General features: G+C 69.6%; 14 protein-coding genes. 9 read left to right on the top strand and 5 right to left on the bottom strand.

The window, feature by feature from the left end:
* Positions 1–3: 3 nt before the first annotated feature.
* Positions 4–1,023: a hypothetical protein gene (locus tag ACFVBH_RS04715; protein ID WP_378999808.1), complete on the bottom strand. Its 1,020-nt coding sequence runs from the start codon at positions 1,021–1,023 to the stop codon at positions 4–6.
* A 277-nt stretch (positions 1,024–1,300) separates the two neighbouring features.
* Positions 1,301–2,527, bottom strand: a complete 1,227-nt coding sequence (locus tag ACFVBH_RS04710; protein WP_378999806.1) for a serpin family protein — start codon at positions 2,525–2,527, stop codon at positions 1,301–1,303.
* An 84-nt stretch (positions 2,528–2,611) separates the two neighbouring features.
* On the opposite strand from ACFVBH_RS04710, the gene ACFVBH_RS04705 reads away from it, so the two are divergent.
* Positions 2,612–3,169 (top strand): DUF4334 domain-containing protein, encoded by a 558-nt coding sequence (locus ACFVBH_RS04705; protein WP_354986341.1) that lies wholly within the window; start codon positions 2,612–2,614, stop codon positions 3,167–3,169.
* An 11-nt stretch (positions 3,170–3,180) separates the two neighbouring features.
* On the opposite strand, the gene ACFVBH_RS04700 is transcribed toward ACFVBH_RS04705, so the two are convergent.
* Positions 3,181–3,888 (bottom strand): GntR family transcriptional regulator, encoded by a 708-nt coding sequence (locus ACFVBH_RS04700; protein WP_378999804.1) that lies wholly within the window; start codon positions 3,886–3,888, stop codon positions 3,181–3,183.
* A gap of 259 nt (positions 3,889–4,147) precedes the next feature.
* Here ACFVBH_RS04700 and ACFVBH_RS04695 point away from each other — a divergent pair, with 259 nt between their 5' ends.
* The 8 genes from ACFVBH_RS04695 to ACFVBH_RS04660 all read left to right on the top strand — a co-directional run bounded on the left by ACFVBH_RS04695 (position 4,148) and on the right by ACFVBH_RS04660 (position 13,630).
* On the top strand, positions 4,148–5,068 hold the full coding sequence (locus ACFVBH_RS04695; protein ID WP_378999802.1) for an ABC transporter permease: 921 nt from the start codon (positions 4,148–4,150) through the stop codon (positions 5,066–5,068).
* Complete coding sequence (locus tag ACFVBH_RS04690; protein ID WP_354986344.1) at positions 5,065–5,970, top strand: ABC transporter permease; 906 nt, start codon at positions 5,065–5,067, stop codon at positions 5,968–5,970. The genes ACFVBH_RS04695 and ACFVBH_RS04690 overlap by 4 nt, the downstream gene beginning before the upstream one ends.
* Positions 5,967–7,004, top strand: a complete 1,038-nt coding sequence (locus ACFVBH_RS04685) for an ABC transporter ATP-binding protein (protein WP_378999799.1) — start codon at positions 5,967–5,969, stop codon at positions 7,002–7,004. Before ACFVBH_RS04690 ends, ACFVBH_RS04685 begins: the two co-directional genes overlap by 4 nt.
* Complete coding sequence (locus ACFVBH_RS04680) at positions 7,001–7,969, top strand: ABC transporter ATP-binding protein (RefSeq protein WP_378999797.1); 969 nt, start codon at positions 7,001–7,003, stop codon at positions 7,967–7,969. Before ACFVBH_RS04685 ends, ACFVBH_RS04680 begins: the two co-directional genes overlap by 4 nt.
* Positions 7,970–7,999: 30 nt before the next feature.
* Positions 8,000–9,529: an ABC transporter substrate-binding protein gene (locus ACFVBH_RS04675; RefSeq protein WP_354986345.1), complete on the top strand. Its 1,530-nt coding sequence runs from the start codon at positions 8,000–8,002 to the stop codon at positions 9,527–9,529.
* A 2-nt stretch (positions 9,530–9,531) separates the two neighbouring features.
* Positions 9,532–10,782 (top strand): amidohydrolase family protein, encoded by a 1,251-nt coding sequence (locus ACFVBH_RS04670; protein WP_378999795.1) that lies wholly within the window; start codon positions 9,532–9,534, stop codon positions 10,780–10,782.
* Complete coding sequence (locus ACFVBH_RS04665; RefSeq protein ID WP_378999793.1) at positions 10,779–12,251, top strand: chlorohydrolase family protein; 1,473 nt, start codon at positions 10,779–10,781, stop codon at positions 12,249–12,251. The genes ACFVBH_RS04670 and ACFVBH_RS04665 overlap by 4 nt, the downstream gene beginning before the upstream one ends.
* Before the next feature lie 149 nt (positions 12,252–12,400).
* Positions 12,401–13,630, top strand: coding sequence for an FAD-dependent oxidoreductase (locus ACFVBH_RS04660; RefSeq protein WP_378999791.1), 1,230 nt, complete (start codon positions 12,401–12,403; stop codon positions 13,628–13,630).
* 34 nt (positions 13,631–13,664) lie between these two features.
* Here ACFVBH_RS04660 and ACFVBH_RS04655 read toward each other — a convergent pair whose 3' ends face one another.
* Both ACFVBH_RS04655 and ACFVBH_RS04650 read right to left on the bottom strand, forming a co-directional pair.
* Positions 13,665–14,552, bottom strand: a complete 888-nt coding sequence (locus ACFVBH_RS04655; RefSeq protein WP_378999789.1) for an aldo/keto reductase — start codon at positions 14,550–14,552, stop codon at positions 13,665–13,667.
* 108 nt (positions 14,553–14,660) lie between these two features.
* A complete protein-coding gene (locus tag ACFVBH_RS04650; protein WP_354986350.1) occupies positions 14,661–15,287 on the bottom strand; it encodes an alpha-ketoglutarate-dependent dioxygenase AlkB in 627 nt (208 codons plus the stop codon).
* Between the last annotated feature and the right edge of the window lie 44 nt (positions 15,288–15,331).

Raw genomic sequence — 15,331 nt, 5'->3', positions numbered from 1 at the left:
TGATCACTGTCCTTTCGGTAGCTCGAAGGGCCGGAAGCGGCGCTGTCCGTAGAGCCGGTCGAGCAGGTCGTCGAATTCGCCGAGCAGGTCGGCGGCGTCGGGGCGCAATCGCGGATCGGACCGGCGGCACCCGGCGGCGAAGGTGCGCATGGGCGCGGGCGCGCGGTCACCGAGCATGGTGAGCAGCAGCCCGTGCGCGAGGTGCACGTCGGTGGCGGGGGAGACCGCGTCGCGGATCTCCGGGGGATAGTCGAGCGCGCCGAGGGTGGCGGCGGCGGGTGCGCCGGGCCGGGTGGCGAAGGACCAACCGGCCAGCACCACCCCGTGCTGCCGGGGATGGATGAGCACGTTCGCCGGGCTGATGGCGGTGTGCACCCAGCCGGCCAGCGCCGCGCCGGCCAGGCAGCGCAGCAGCCGCCGATGCATCCAGGCGTAGTCGCGCGGGTCGAGCCCGTCCGGGTAGGCGGCGCGAACCTGTTCCAGGGTCACGAAGCCCGTGGTGCGCGCGCCGAGTACGTTGATGGCCCGGTGCTCACCGGTCGCGGCGTCGCGATGGTCGACGGTGTCGATCAGTTCGGGGAAGTACGGCCGCAGCCACGCGTGCTCGGCTGCCACGGCGGCGATGTCCCGCAGGGCATTTCGCTCACCGGCGAGTAGGCGATTGGCCTGCGTGCGGCGCGGAATCTTCACGATCGAATCGGTTCCGCTGCGGTACAGATCGGCGACCGACCCGCGCGCGTGCAGTTCCCCGACCGCGTAGCTGCCGTACTTCCCGGCGAGCTCGATCGTCGCCGGAGCCACCGCCAGCCACTGCCGATACAGCTGCGCGAGCCGGATGAACGCGTCCCCGGCGACGGCGGCCTCACCCGCGCCCGCCCGGTCCGGATGCACGGCCGCCGCCAGCCGGTGATACCGCCGCCGCCCGGCCTGCCGCCCCGCGGAATCGGTTGCGGCACTGCCGAAGAGGTCTTCGGGCCGCCGCGCCGCCCGAATCGCCTCCGCTGTGTCCCGAACCGTCGTCATACGTTTTAGGCTAGATGACTAAAACTAGAAGCGCCATCGATTTCGACAATTAATTGTCTATCGGACTAAAACGCCTGTGTCGGAGGTGGGCGATCATGCTCGGCAGGTGAAGTGGCCGGTGGTTGTCGCCGTGGCGTGCGGTGCACGGCGGTGCCGCCTCGCCGGAGACCGCGATCGGCCGCCGGAAACACTCGAATCCGGTGGCCGACACGGGCGTTGCGGAACCGGATCCACCGTCGTGGTCGACAGCCCCGCTTCCGGCCCCGCTGCGGGATGGCTACGAGTCCTCGTGCTCGGCTCGGTTCACGTAGTGGGTGTACAGCGCCCGGAGGAATCTGCTGACCAGGTATTTCCTGGTGGTCGGGGGCTGTGCCACCCATCCCGCCACGACCACGAGCCCGGTCGGGCGATGTACCGCCAGGAACCCGAACGGGCGATCGAAGATCGCGGCGGTGACGCGGCTGCGGTGGGGTGGCACCTCCGGCTGGCCTGTCGCGAGCGCTCCCTCCAGAGCGCTGACGGCGGCCGCTTCGAATCCCCTGGCGTCGAACCGGACGCGGACGTCCTGTGCGGCCCGGGACAGGTGGATGGGCTCCGGTGAGATGCCGGGAAAGTGGCCGCGGTCCCAGTTCGTCGCGGTCCGCAGCCCGAAGACGCCGGTGTGGTCGATCAGGTCGTGCGTGGCATGAATCTCGAAGGGAGGCAGCCAAATATCCAGCATGTCGCCGGGGGACCAGCTCCGCCTCTCGAACACGGCGAGTCCGGGGCCCTGGTCGGGCTGCGGGTTCGAGAGGATCCGAATCGAGCCTTCGAGTGCGGCGATTCCGGCCGCCAATGCGTCGCCGGGCGAGCCTTTGCTCAGCAGTAGGTGCACGTCCATGTCCCGGGTTCCGTTGACGATCACGCGTGTGACCGGGTTCGTGCCCGCGAGCACGCCGACCACCGAGGTGTCGGTGCTCGTGCGTCGCAGCGCCGGACCGTTGTGACCGCGCCAGGGACCGTCCGTGACCAGCATGCCGTCCGGCCGGAAGGGCTGCTGCCACGTCGTCTCGGCGAGCAGCGTCGTGGCGAGCAGCATGACGGTGGTGGGCTCGATCCGCAGCGGGAACGTGTCGATGGCGCCGTGGGTTCGCTCTTTTGCCCAGGTGTCCAGGGCCGCCTGGTCGGGGAGCGGGCCCGCGGTGCCCGCGGGCAGGCTGTGCAGCCAATCCTGATGCAGCGGAAGGTCTCCCCGGAACCACGCGCCCACCGCGGACGAGACGGTTTCGGTGGAATCCAGATCGCGAAGCATGCGCAGCGCGGCCGCGTGTGCGTCCGCGGCGGGAATGCCTACGGCTCCGGCCAATTCGGAGCGTGCGGGCTCGTTGGCGGCCGCGGCGAGCACGGCCAGCAGCGGCCAGACGGCGCATCCCGACACCGCGAAGTCATCCGTGCCCGCCGCGGCGCACCAGCGGGCGGTGAGGCGGTTGGAGCCGTGGACGTGTGCGGACAGGGCGGTGAGCATCGGGTCAGCGTAGGGGGTATGCCGCATTCCGGCACTGAGATATTGTCTGGGAAATTGTGTCATCGACTCGGCTGGGAGGCTTGTATGGTCGCGGGTGAAGTGGAGTCGAAGGGCGCCGCGCGGTTGCGGGAGTTGCGGGGCGGGTGTACGCCCGAGCAGGCTTGGCAGCTCTTCGACAGTCTGCCCGCGGCGCGGGTGTCGGAGGTGACCACCGGGCGCTGGCGCGGCGACGAGCTCGACACCGGGCATCCGTGGGCCGGGGTATTGGTCGAATCCGGCTGGTACGGTAAGCAATTCGATGACGCCGACAGCGTGCAGCCGCTGTTGTTCGCGGGGCCGGACGGCCGGATCTTCCCGGTCGATCCGCGTAAGGCGCCGCTGTTCCTGGCGGGCAAGGTCCCGCTCGCCGCGCTGCGCCCGGTGCGCAAGTCCCTGAACGTCCTGCGTCCGTTGCTGGCCACCCGCACCCCGCGCGCCCGGCTGCGCGATCTGGAGTTCCGTGGAAAGTCGAGTGCGGCGATGATCTACGACCACCTGCCGATCATCGACATCTTCCGCAAGATCGATGCCGACACCCTGCTGGGCGTCATGGACATGCGCGGGATGCGCGATCCCTACTTCTTCGTGCTCTACCGCGACTAGCTCGGAAAGCTTTACGCCCCGGGTGATTCCGCCCCGGGGTGCCGCAGCGCGGTGACGATCGCCAGCGAGGGCGCGCGACCGCCTTCGGTATGGGTGAGCATGGCGTACTCCGCCATGCGCTCCGCACCGGAGCAGATCGCCTCGATGAGGTGCCGGTGCTCGTCGAACTGGGCGCCGTCGTCCGTGCGCTGCGCGGTGATGTAGAAGAGCCAGGTCATACGGGCGAGAATGGTCCGCATGAGCTGGGTCAGCAGGGTGCTGCCCGCCACCTCCACGATCGCGCGGTGCAGATCGACATTGGTTTCGGCGATGCGCAGCCGGTCGCCGGCCGCGCCCGCCGCTTCGGATTCGCGCAGCGCGGCCAGCAGCGGTGTCGGGTCGTGCCCCTGCCGGATCCGAGCGGCGGCGAGCCGGGCGGCCAGCGGTTCCAGCCCGATCCGGACGTCGAAGAGTTCCTCGACCGCGGTCCTGTCCCACGAATGCACGACGGCGCTGCGCCGCGGCCGCGTGCTGACCATGCCGTCGAATTCCAGCAGGGCCAGCGCCTCGCGCACCGGAAGCCTTGAAGCGCCGAGGTTTTCGGCCAGCCGCGCCTCGGGCAATTTCTGCCCCTCGCCGTACGCGCCGGTGATGATGCCGCGGCGCAGATCCTCGTAGATCCGCCGGGTCTGGGTCGTGTCGTCGGCGACCGGCGGTACGGGGTTCAGATCACGGTGCACGGGTCCAGCCTAGCGTCGATCGCATTCGGTATGCCGAAAGATATATTCTTCGGCTCGAATCCACGGTATTGACAGGGTGGCCGACCACTCGCTAACGCGCGCACGCGGGCGCGGTTTCTATCCAAACGTTATTTGGCCAGCACTCTTTCGATAGTTCACGCCCCGCGATCGTTCACCGTTCCGAAACACCCGGATCATGGTCCGGATACGGCTCGAACCAATTCTGTATACCGAATCGCAGATTTGAGGAGAGTCGAGCTTGGCCGTCTACCTAACGCGCCGCCTGATCCAGGCGGTGATCACCGTCTACGTCGTCGTTTCACTGGCCTTCGTGCTCGGACGGCTCACGGGCAGCCCGGCCGCGTCGCTCCTGCCCGAGACCGCGAGCCAGGCCGACATCGCCGCGCTCGACGCGAAACTCGGCTTCGACAAACCCCCGCTGACCCAGTACCTGGACTATCTGCGCGGGGTGTTCACCGGCGGATTCGGTGACTCCTATCGGCAGGAGGGCACCTCCTCGATGGCGCTGGTCCTGCAGCGGCTGCCCGCCTCGCTGCAACTGGGCGTGGCCGGGTTCGTGCTCGGCATCGCACTGGCCTTCTGCGCGGTGCTGGCGGTGCACCTGAGCGGATTCTGGTCGCTGCGCGGCGTGCTGCTCGCCCTGGGCGCGGCCCGGCTCGCGGTGCCGGACTTCCTGTTCGGGCTGCTGCTGGTGCTGGTGTTCTCGGTGTCGCTGGGCTGGCTGCCGTCGCTGGCGGGTCCGAATCCACTCTCGATCGTCATGCCGGCGGTGACCATCGCGACCGCGCAGTTCGTGGTTTACGCACGGCTGCTGGACAATTCGCTGACCACCGAGAGCTCGCAGGACTACGTCCGCACCGCCTACGCGCGCGGCGAACGCCGCTCGACGGTCATTCTCCGCGAAGTGCTGCCCAACGCGCTGCTGCCCGTGCTCACGGTCTCCGGCATCAACTTCGGCACCCTGCTGGGCGGATTGGTGATCGTCGAAACCGTCTTTGCCTGGCCGGGTCTCGGGCAACTGATGCTCGGTTCGGTGTTCAGCCGCGACTTCCCGGTGGTGCAGTCCGGGCTGATCGTCATCGCGACCATCTTCGTCGTCGTCAACCTCTGCGTCGACATCCTGTACGGCTTCCTCGATCCGAGAGCGAGAGTTCGATGATCCCCACGTCCGCCCGAGTCGGGCGCCTGCGCTCGGGGCGCACCATCACTGCGGGCATCGGCGGCGTGATGCTGCTGTCGGTCGTACTGTTCGCGCTGCTGTATCCACTCACGCCCGGGTACGACCCCTACGCCCAAGAGCTTTCGGACGCCTTCACAAGACCCTTCGTCACCGCGCACTACCCCCTCGGCACCGATTCGCTCGGCCGTGATCTGGCCAGCAGGCTGGCGCTCGCCGGGCGTATCACCCTCGGCCTGGTCGTGGTGATCGTGCTGGTGAACGCGGTGATCGGCGTTCTCATCGGCACCGTTTCGGGCTACTTCCGCGGGCCGCTGGACAACCTGCTCATGGGCATCGCCGATGTGCAGCTCGCGGTGCCGATCAGCCTGATCATCATGGCGCTCTCGGCGATTCGCGGTCCGAGCGTCCTGCTCATGGCCACGATCCTCGGGGTGACCTTCTGGGTGGGATACGCCCGGGTGAGTCGATCGGTGGCCCTCGGCCTGGCCGCGCGGGACTTCGTCATCGCGCCGCGGCTACTCGGCGCGCGGCCGGGGTGGGTGATGCGCAAGCACATCCTGCCGCACGCGCTGGTGCCCGCCGGAATTCTGGCGACGGCCGACCTGGGCAACGTGATGATCATGATCTCGTCCTTCGACTATCTGGGTCTCGGGGTCCAGCCACCAACGCCCAGTTGGGGACTCATGATCACCGACGGCCAGAAGTACGTGCGGCAGGCGCCGTATCTGACGATCGTCCCCGCCGTCGCGCTGCTGCTGGTGATCGCCGGAACCCTGCTGATCAGCCAGCGTTTCACCGCACAGGAGCCGGGACTGCGCCGCACCACGCGCGCACCGCGAGCCCGGCGGACGACCCCGCGCGCGAAGGCGGTGGCGGCGTGAGGTTGTCGACACCGGTCGAGAAGACCGCGCCGCTACTCGAGATCACCGATCTCACCGTCGGCTATACCGGCGCGGACGGGAATCGGGTGGTCCTGGTGGACTCGGTCAGCCTGCGTGTGGACCCGGGCGAAGTCCTCTGCCTGGTAGGCGAATCCGGGTCCGGCAAGTCCGTGACCATGCTCGCGGTGCTGGGCCTGCTCGCGCCGCCACTGACGGTGTTCTCCGGCAGCGTGCGCTATCGCGGGCGCGAACTCGTGGGCGCGGATGACGAGAGCCTGCGGCGGCTGCGCGGGTCGGAGCTGGGCATGATCTTCCAGGACCCGATGACCTCCCTCAACCCGGTGCGCCGCGTCGGCGTCCAGATCGAGCGGGCGCTGGCGGTCCATCAGCGGATGGACGCGCGCTCGCGCCGGCGCAAGGTGATCGAACTGCTTGCGGCGGTAGGGATTCCCCAGCCGCAGGAGCGCTCCCGGGCGTACCCGCACGAATGGTCCGGCGGGATGCGCCAGCGCGCGATGATCGCCATGGCGATGGCCAACGATCCGGACGTCCTGATCGCCGACGAACCGACCACCGCGCTCGATGTCACCATTCAGGCTCAGCTGATGGAGGTGCTCGCCGCCGCGCGCGAACGCAGCGGGGCCGCCATGGTGCTGATCACGCACGATCTGGGGCTCGTCGCCCAGCACGCGGATCGCGTCGCCATCATGTACGCGGGCCGCGTGGTCGAAACCGGCACGGTCCGGCAGATATTCGATGACGCCGCGCACCCGTACACGCGCGGACTACAGCGCGGCCTGCTGGGACAGCACGCGACCGAGCCCGGCGCGCGCGCCTACGCCATTCCCGGATCGCCCCCGCCGCCGACCGCCCGGCCCGCGGGCTGCGGCTTCGCGCCGCGCTGTGAGTTCTCCGGCAAGGAGCACGCGTGCGCCGCGGCGCCCCCGGCCCTCGTGCCGTTCGGGGCGAACCGCTCGCTGGCCTGCCCGCCCGCGGTCGCGGCGAGCCTGACCGGACAGGACGTACCGGCATGACCGCCACCGGCTATGACGAGGTGATCCAGGTCGAAGACCTGGCGGTGACCTTCACCAGCCGCCGGGGACTGCGGGCCAAGCGCACACTGCGCGCACTCGACGGAATCACTTTCGGGGTGCGGCGCGGCGAAACCTTCGGTCTCGTAGGCGAATCCGGCGGCGGAAAGTCCACGCTGGTACGCACGCTCTTCGGCATCAACACACCCGACGCCGGACGAATCCGGATTCTGGGGCAGGACCCGGGGACGTTGCGGGCGCGAGATCGCCGCGCCCTGCGGAACCGGGTGCAGCTGGTGTTCCAGGACCCGTATTCGGCCCTCGATCCGCGCATGACCGCGCACGACATCGTCGCCGAACCGCTGCGCATCGCCGGTGGTTACACCCCGGCGCGGGTCCTCGAGCTGCTGGATCAGGTCGGCCTCACCGCGGACGCGCTGACCCGCCGCCCGGCCGAGTTCTCCGGCGGTCAGCGCCAGCGGCTCGGGATCGCCCGGGCGCTGGCGCTGGAGCCGGAGGTGCTGGTGCTCGACGAACCGGTCTCCGCGCTCGACGCCTCGGTCCAGGCGCAGGTGATCAATCTGCTCCAGGACCTGCAGGAGCGGCTGGGCCTGTCCTACCTCTTCATCGCACACGACCTGTCGGTGGTGCGGCATCTGGCCGACCGGGTCGCGGTCATGCACCTGGGCAAGCTGGTGGAGATCGGGGCGACCGAGGACGTCTTCACCACGCCCCGGCATCCCTACACGCGCGCACTCATCGCCTCGGCTCCGGTGCCCGATCCGCATGTGCGCGAACGGACCTCGGTCCTGGTACGCGGTGAGATGCCCGACGCGGCGAATCCGCCGAGCGGGTGTTCGTTCCGCACCCGCTGCCCCCTGGCCCGGCCGCACTGCGCGCACGCCGCGCCGCCCCTCACTCCCGTCGGGGCCGCCGAGCACACGGTGGCCTGCCACTTTCCCCTCTGACACCGGTAAGCCCCCATCCGAAGGAAATCAATGAGAGTCACCAGATCCACCGTCATAGCGGGCGTAACCGCGCTCACCGCAGCGACTTTCGTACTGAGCGGGTGTTCGCCCGCCGGTCTCGAGGGCGACTCGGCCAATGCCATCGTCGTCGGCGCCGTCGCCGAGCCCGAGAAGGTTCCGGACCCGATCGTGGACGGCTCACTCGCGGGCTACAACTACTACTTCGCCACCTTCGACCAACTCGCCCGGTTCGACGCGGCCGGCCGGATCACCCCGCTGCTGGCCACGAAGTGGGAGGCCAACGCCGATTTCACGCGGTGGACCTTCACCATTCGCGACGACGCGAAGTTCCAGAACGGCGAACCGGTGCGGGCCTCGGACGTGGCCTTCACCTACAACACCATCAAGGCGACGCCGACCGGTGACCCGGCCTCCTACATGGAGATGTTCGAGAAGGCCGCCGTCGGGCCGGGGAACACCGTCGAGTTCACCCTCAATGCCGCCTACTCCGCGTGGCCGACCATTGTCACCGGCGTCTCGATCGTGCCCGAAAGCGTCTACACCGCACTGGGTTCCGCCGGCTTCGCGGCGGCGCCGGTCGGATCCGGGCCGTTCATGTTCGACCATTACACGCGCGGCGTCGAATACGTGGTCACGCGCAATCCGAACTACTGGGGCACCCCAGCGACCGTGGACAAGGTGACCTTCAAGACCGTGGGCGACGCCGACGCCCGCCTCAACGGCGTGCAGTCGGGCAGCCTGGACGTGGCACTCATCGCGCCGAATCAGGTGGCGGCGGTGTCGGGCGCGTCGAATGTCTCCGTGCAGTCCGGGGTGTCGAACGGGGTCACCTTCCTGGGCATGAACTCGAGCGCCGGGCCGCTGGCGAATCCGAAGGTGCGCCAGGCGATCGCGCTGGCGATCGATCGCGGCAGCCTGGTGCAGAACGTGCTCGCCGGCAAGGCCAAGGTCGACAATCAACTGGTCGCCGAGAACGTCGGCGGCTACAACCCGGCCTATCCGCAGGCGGTCCACGATCCGGCCAGGGCCAAACAGCTGCTCGCCGAATCCGGGTACACCGGTCAGCCGATTTCCTTCCAGTACGCGAACAACGGCCGCATCCCGCTCAGTTCCGAAATCGCGCAGGCGATTCAGGGCGACCTCGCGAAAGTGGGCATCACCGTCACGCTCAACGGCACCGACCAGGGCAGCTTCTCCCAGATCATCTACGGCACCAAATCCGCCGCCGGACTGTATCTGAACACCTACGCCCCCTCCACCATGGACGGCGACGCACCCGTGTCCTCCATGTTCGGCGGTCAGCAGAACGACTACGCCATGCTGCCGGCCACCAAGGCGCTCGTCGCCAAGACCCGCACCGTGGGCGGTCAGGCCCGAATCGACGCCTACAGCGAACTTTTCGCGATGAACGACGCCCAGGCGCTGCTGATCGGGCTGTACACCCCGGACACCAGTTACGCGGTCGATCCCGAGCTGAACTGGACGCCGCGGGCCGACGGCATGATCACCGTGGACGCCGCGACCTTCGGAAAGGACTGACGGTGAGCACCCTGCGCATCGCCAATGTGCGGCCCTGGGGCGGGGACGCGGTGGATGTCCTCGTCGAGAACGGCGTGGTCGTCAAGGTTTCCGCGGTGGAACCCTTCGGCGCGGCCGACGCCCCGGAAGATCGGCTCGCGGGCGACGGGCGACTGATACTGCCCGCGCTCTCGGACGCGCACCTGCATCTGGACTCCAGCTGTCTCGGTCTCCCGTTCCGGGCCGCCACCGGCGAGCCGGGACGCTGGGGCCGGATCATGAACGATCGCGAGAACTGGCGTTCGGCCGATCGTTCGGTCGCCGAGCGCGCCACTTTCACCCTGGCGACGGCGATTGCCAACGGGGCCACACGAATTCGCTCGCACGCGCAGATCGACGCCGATTCCGGGCTCGAGAAGTTCGAGGGCGTGCTGGCGGCGCGGGAGCGGTACGCCGATGTCGCCGATGTGCAGATCGTGGCCTTCCCGCAGGTCGGGATTCTGCTGGAACCCGGTGTGGTGGATCTGCTGGACGCCGCGCTGCGCTCGGGGGCCGATCTCATCGGCGGCATCGACCCGTGCGAAATCGACCGCGATCCGGTGCGGCACCTGGACGCGGTGTTCGCGCTCGCCGAACGGCATCGGGCCGGGGTCGATATTCATCTCCATGAAGCCGGTGAACTCGGTTTGTTCACCCTGTCGCTCATCCTGGAACGGGTCGAGGCGCTGGGAATGCAGGGGCAGGTGACCATTTCGCACGCCCGCTGCCTGGCGAGCGGACTGCCCGCGGTGCCCGCCGCGATCGCCCGGCTCGCGGCGAACGAGGTGGCGATCACCCATGCGGCGGGCTCGAAGGGCTGGGAGCTGCCGCTGCTGGACCTGGCGGCGGCCGGGGTGCGGGTCGGGGTCGGCATGGACGGGCAACGGGACTACTGGTCGCCGTACGGCAACGGCGACATGCTGGACCGCGCCTGGCAATTGGCGTTCGTCCAGGGCTACGCCGCCGACCGGGAGGTGGAACACGCACTCGCCGTGGCCACCTGGGGCAGCGCCGGTGTCATCGACCGCGGTCTGCGCGCCCTCGACGGGCTCGGCGCGCATCCCGGTTTCGAGCCGGGCGATCCCGCCGAGTTCGTGCTCATGGATTCGATCAGTCCCACCGCCGCGGTCATGGACCGCCCGCGCGAGCGCACGGTGATCCACCGGGGCGCGATCGTGTCGGTCGACACGGCGCTGGACGGGTTCGAGATTCCGGGCAGATGGGGATCGAAGTGACTGTGCGACGGGGTATTCGCGCACGGCACGTGCTCGGCCACGAGGCGGGCGGGCACGTGCTGCTCCGGGACGCGGAGGTGGTCGTCGAGGGGGCGCGCATCGTGTCGGTGGGTCCGCCCGGCGCGGCCGGAGCCGACGAGATCATCGACCTCGGCGCGGCCGTGCTCGTGCCCGGACTCGTCGATCTCGACGCGCTGACCGACATCGACCACACGATTCTCGATTCCTGGCAGTCCCCGGAACTCGGTCTGGGGCTGCAGTGGTCGCGCGACTACGCCGCACACCGGCGGCGCGCGGTCTTCGACGCCGAGGAGCGCGCCTTCATCCGCGAGTACGGGTTCGTGCAACTGCTGCTGCACGGGGTGACCACCGCCATGCCCATCGCCTCGGAGGTGCACAGCGACTGGGCCGAGACCTTCGAGGACGCGGTCGCCATGGCGGAAGCGGCCGAGCGGCTCGGGATCCGGGTGTACCTGGGGCCGAGTTACCGGTCCGGGGTGAATGTCGTGGACGCCGACGGCGCTCGGACCGTCTATTGGGACGAGGCGCTGGGGCTCGACGGATTCGACGGCGCCGCAAAGTTTCTCGGCTGGGCCGCAGATCGGGAATCGGATCTCGTGCATGGGGTGCTGCTGCCGTGCCGCATCGAGACCCTGAGCGAGGATCTCCTGCGCAGGACCGCGGCCCTGGCCGCCGAATCCGAGGTGCTCGTGCGACTGCACGCGTTGCAGGGGTTGCACGAGCGTGCGCTGGTGCTCGAGCGGTTCGGCGCGCCGCCGCTGCGGGTGCTACGCGACACCGGGCTGCTGGGGCCCAACCTGCTGATACCGCACGGGATCTACGTCGATTCGAACCCGCACGTCGACTCCGACCTCGACGAAGACGTGGCGGCGCTGGCCGCGTCCGGGGCGACCGTCATCCACTGTCCCCTCACCCTGGCCAGGCACGGTTCGGCCCTGGACAGTTTCGGGCGATACCTGGCGGCGGGCGTCGCCCTGGCGCTGGGCACCGACTCGTTCCCGCCGGATCTGGTGCGCGGCATGGACATCGGCGTCACCGTGGCCAAAATCCTGGCGCACCGCCCGGACGCCGCCACCTACGGCGACTACTTCTCGGCCGCGACGCTGGGCGGTGCGGCGGCCCTGGGCCGCGCCGATCTGGGCCGAATCGAGCCCGGAGCCACCGCCGATCTGGTCGCCTTCGAGCTCGGCGACCCGCTCGACGGCGTCCATGACGACCCGATCCGCACCCTGTGTATGAACAGCACCGCTCGCGCGGCCCGGTTCTCGATGATCGCCGGCCGGGTTGTCATGCGGGACGGCGTGATTCCGGGAATCGATCTGCCCGCCATGACCCGGCGGGCCCAGCAGCTGTTCGAGCGAATGCGGGCGGCCTACTCGGAACGGGACTACCTGCGCCGCAGCGCCGACGAGCTGTTCCCCGCGTCGTTCCCGATCCGGAGGGTCTAGGCCATGATCGTCCAGGACGGATCCGATTCATCGGCTCGCGCCGCGCACAGCGACCGGCGTGCGCCGCCCCCGAACCGGCTCGGCGCCGGGGGGATTCGGCCTACCATCGACAGTGGTCGAAGCCCGATAATCGCGCGGGAGGTTGCCCGATGGAAGAAACGACCTGTCTCGTCGCCGGTGGGGGTCCGGCGGGGATGATCCTGGGGCTGCTGCTGGCCCGCGCCGGGGTCGAGGTCACCGTGCTGGAGAAGCACGGCGACTTCCTGCGGGACTTCCGGGGCGACACCGTGCATCCCACCACGCTCGACCTGCTCGACGAACTCGGTCTCATGGACGAATTCGCCAAACTGCCGCAGCGGCGCATGAATTCGGTGCAGCTGCCCATCGGCGGAAAGATGCAGACCCTGGCCACCTTCGACCGCATCCCCGGGCGGCGCAAGTACATCGCCATGGTGCCGCAGTGGGATCTGCTGGACCTGCTCGCCCGCGCGGGCGATCTCGAACCCACCTTCCGGCTTCGAATGAACACCGAGGTCACCGCGCCCCTGCGGGAGAACGGCCGCATCGCGGGCGTGCACTACCGCACGAAAGACGGTGCCACCGGCGAGATTCGAGCCGACCTGGTGGTCGCGTGCGACGGCCGCGGCTCGATCCTGCGCGCGGCGGCCGGTCTGGGTACCCGGCGCTGGGCAACGCCGTTCGACGTGTGGTGGTTCGCGATCCCGCGCAACGGCACCGATCCGGCGGGTGCGGTACCGGTGCTGACCGCCGATCGCGTCGCGATCATGCTCGACCGCGGCGACTACTGGCAGTGCGCGGTGCTGCTGGCCAAGGGCGCCGACGCGACACTGCGGGAACGGCCGGTGGGGGAGGTCCTGCGCGATATGGCCGCGGTCGTGCCGTGGCTGCTGGACCGGGTCGACGCCGTGCGGGACTGGGACGAGGTGAAACTACTCGACGTGCAATTGGATCGCCTCGACCGCTGGTACACCGACGGCCTGCTCTGCATAGGCGATGCGGCACATGCCATGTCGCCGGTCGGCGGAGTCGGGATCAACCTCGCGGTCCAGGACGCGGTGGCTGCGGCGCGCATCCTCGCACCGCAACTGCTGGCCCGCCGGGTGCGGCCCGCCGATCTGGCCCGGGTGCAGCGCCGCCGGACGCTGCCGACGGTCCTGACCCAGACCATGCAGCGCACCGCGCACGCCCGGATCATCGGCCCGGCGGTGCGCGGCGAACTCAATGTCTCCAACGCCGAGCGCGCGAATCTGGCGCTGCGCGTGTTCCGCCGGATTCCGATTCTGCGGAGCCTGCCGCCGTTCCTGGTGGCGCGCGGGGTGCTGCCCGAGCACGCTCCGGAATTCGCGCGCCGCCCCTGAACCCCGGAGCGGTGCGCGACATGGACTGCGCCGCTCAGGCGGGAACCGCCGCCGCGCCCACCGCGGACAGGCGGTCGAACTGCTCGGCGGAGAGTCGAACCTGCGCCGCGGCCGTGTTCTCGGCCAGATGCTCGATCGAGGTGGTGCCCGGAATAGGCAGGATGACGGGGGAGCGGTGCAGCAGCCAGGCCAGGGCGGTCTGCGCCGGGGTCGCGCCGATCTCGGCCGCCACCTCCGCCAGCGGACTGTCCGCGGCGGCGTGCGAACCCCCGGCCACCGGGAAGAACGGTATGAACGCGATGCCTTGGGCCGCAGCGTAATCCACGACGTCTTCGTGCTGACGCGCGCCGAGATTGTAGAGATTCTGCACGGCGGCGATCGGGGTGACCTCCGCCGCTTCGCGCAACTGCCCGACCGAGACCTCGGACAGGCCGATGTGCCGGACCTTGCCCTCCTCGACCAGTTGCCGCAGCGCGCCGATCTGATCGGCCAGTGGCACAGCGGGATCGACGCGATGCAGCTGCAGCAGGTCGATGCGGTCCACCCGCAGTCGCCGCAGGCTCAGTTCGGCCTGCTGGCGCAGATACGCGGGATGCCCGATCGGGACCCATTCGGTCGGCGACGGGCGGGCCACGCCCACCTTGGTCGCGATCACCACGTCGTCGCGGTAGGGGTGCAGGGCCTCGGCCACCAGGGCCTCGTTCTCACCGAGCGCGTACGAGTCGGCCGTGTCGAACAGGGTGATTCCCAGCTCGGCCGCGCGCCGCAGCACCGCGATCGCCGCGTCCCGATCGCGCGGGGCGCGCCAGATGTGTCCCGCGCCCGCGTCGAAACCGGGTTCGGGAGCCGCCGCCAATCGCATGGTGCCGTAACCGATCCGGCCTACGGGAAGATCGCCACCGAGCTCGAAAGTTGAAGCCATTGCCCATCACTCCTCACGCACCGCGTATCGACTGTAGCGATTCGGGGGAACTGCGGGGCAGTGGCATTCATTCCCGGGTGCGTGCCGGCCGGCGGGCGGGCGGTGCGGTCACCACACGCCGCGGGCGCGGAACTGGATGCTGATCCGGGGTCCTACGGGGCGGCGCGTTTTCGGGATCGCGTGCTCCCAGGTGCGCTGGCAGGAGCCGCCCATGACCACCAGATCGCCGTGGCCCAAGGCGAATCGCAGACTCTCCCCACCGCCGCGCGGGCGCAGCGCCAGCGCGCGGGCCGCGCCCACCGACACGATCGCCACCATCGTGTCCTCGGTGGCGCCGCGCCCGAAGGTGTCGCCGTGCCAGGCCACACTGTCGTTGCCGTCGCGGTAGTAGCAGAGACCGGCCGAGACGAAGGGCTCGCCCAGTTCGTCGCGATAGTGCGTGCTCAGCGCCTGCCGGGCCTCGACCAGCACCGGGTCCGGGAGCGGATCGCCCTCGCGGTACGAGAACAGCAGGCGGGGGACGTCGACCACGCGGTCGTACATGGTGCGCCGGTCGGTGCGCCAGGGCACCGCGGCGGCGAGCTGTTCGAAGAGCTGATCGGCGCCGGTGAGCCAGCCGGGCAGCACGTCCACCCAGGCCCCGGCGGTCAGTTCGGTGCGGCGCACGCCGGTCAGCGGGCCGACGCCCATCTCCCCGAATCCATCGAGCAGGGAACCCTGCAGCGGCAGCGACATGCGATCAACGTAGCAGAGATCGAACAACTGTTCGAGGCGGGTTC

Origin of the sequence: Nocardia sp. NPDC057668 (assembly GCF_042799795.1) — a bacterium.
Classification (GTDB): domain Bacteria; phylum Actinomycetota; class Actinomycetes; order Mycobacteriales; family Mycobacteriaceae; genus Nocardia.
The sequence above is the reverse complement of the archived record's forward strand: the minus strand, read 5'-3'. Positions and strand labels throughout refer to the sequence as shown.

Bases quoted from the DNA above. Each gene is read 5' to 3' on its own strand.
- ACFVBH_RS04705 (WP_354986341.1), top strand. From the start codon at position 2,612: ATGGTCGCGGGTGAAGTGGAGTCGAAGGGCGCCGCGCGGTTGCGGGAG.
- ACFVBH_RS04690 (WP_354986344.1), top strand. From the start codon at position 5,065: ATGATCCCCACGTCCGCCCGAGTCGGGCGCCTGCGCTCGGGGCGCACC.
- ACFVBH_RS04715 (WP_378999808.1), bottom strand. From the start codon at position 1,023: ATGACGACGGTTCGGGACACAGCGGAGGCGATTCGGGCGGCGCGGCGG.
- ACFVBH_RS04660 (WP_378999791.1), top strand. From the start codon at position 12,401: ATGGAAGAAACGACCTGTCTCGTCGCCGGTGGGGGTCCGGCGGGGATG.
- ACFVBH_RS04680 (WP_378999797.1), top strand. From the start codon at position 7,001: ATGACCGCCACCGGCTATGACGAGGTGATCCAGGTCGAAGACCTGGCG.
- ACFVBH_RS04655 (WP_378999789.1), bottom strand. From the start codon at position 14,552: ATGGCTTCAACTTTCGAGCTCGGTGGCGATCTTCCCGTAGGCCGGATC.
- ACFVBH_RS04650 (WP_354986350.1), bottom strand. From the start codon at position 15,287: ATGTCGCTGCCGCTGCAGGGTTCCCTGCTCGATGGATTCGGGGAGATG.
- ACFVBH_RS04675 (WP_354986345.1), top strand. From the start codon at position 8,000: ATGAGAGTCACCAGATCCACCGTCATAGCGGGCGTAACCGCGCTCACC.
- ACFVBH_RS04710 (WP_378999806.1), bottom strand. From the start codon at position 2,527: ATGCTCACCGCCCTGTCCGCACACGTCCACGGCTCCAACCGCCTCACC.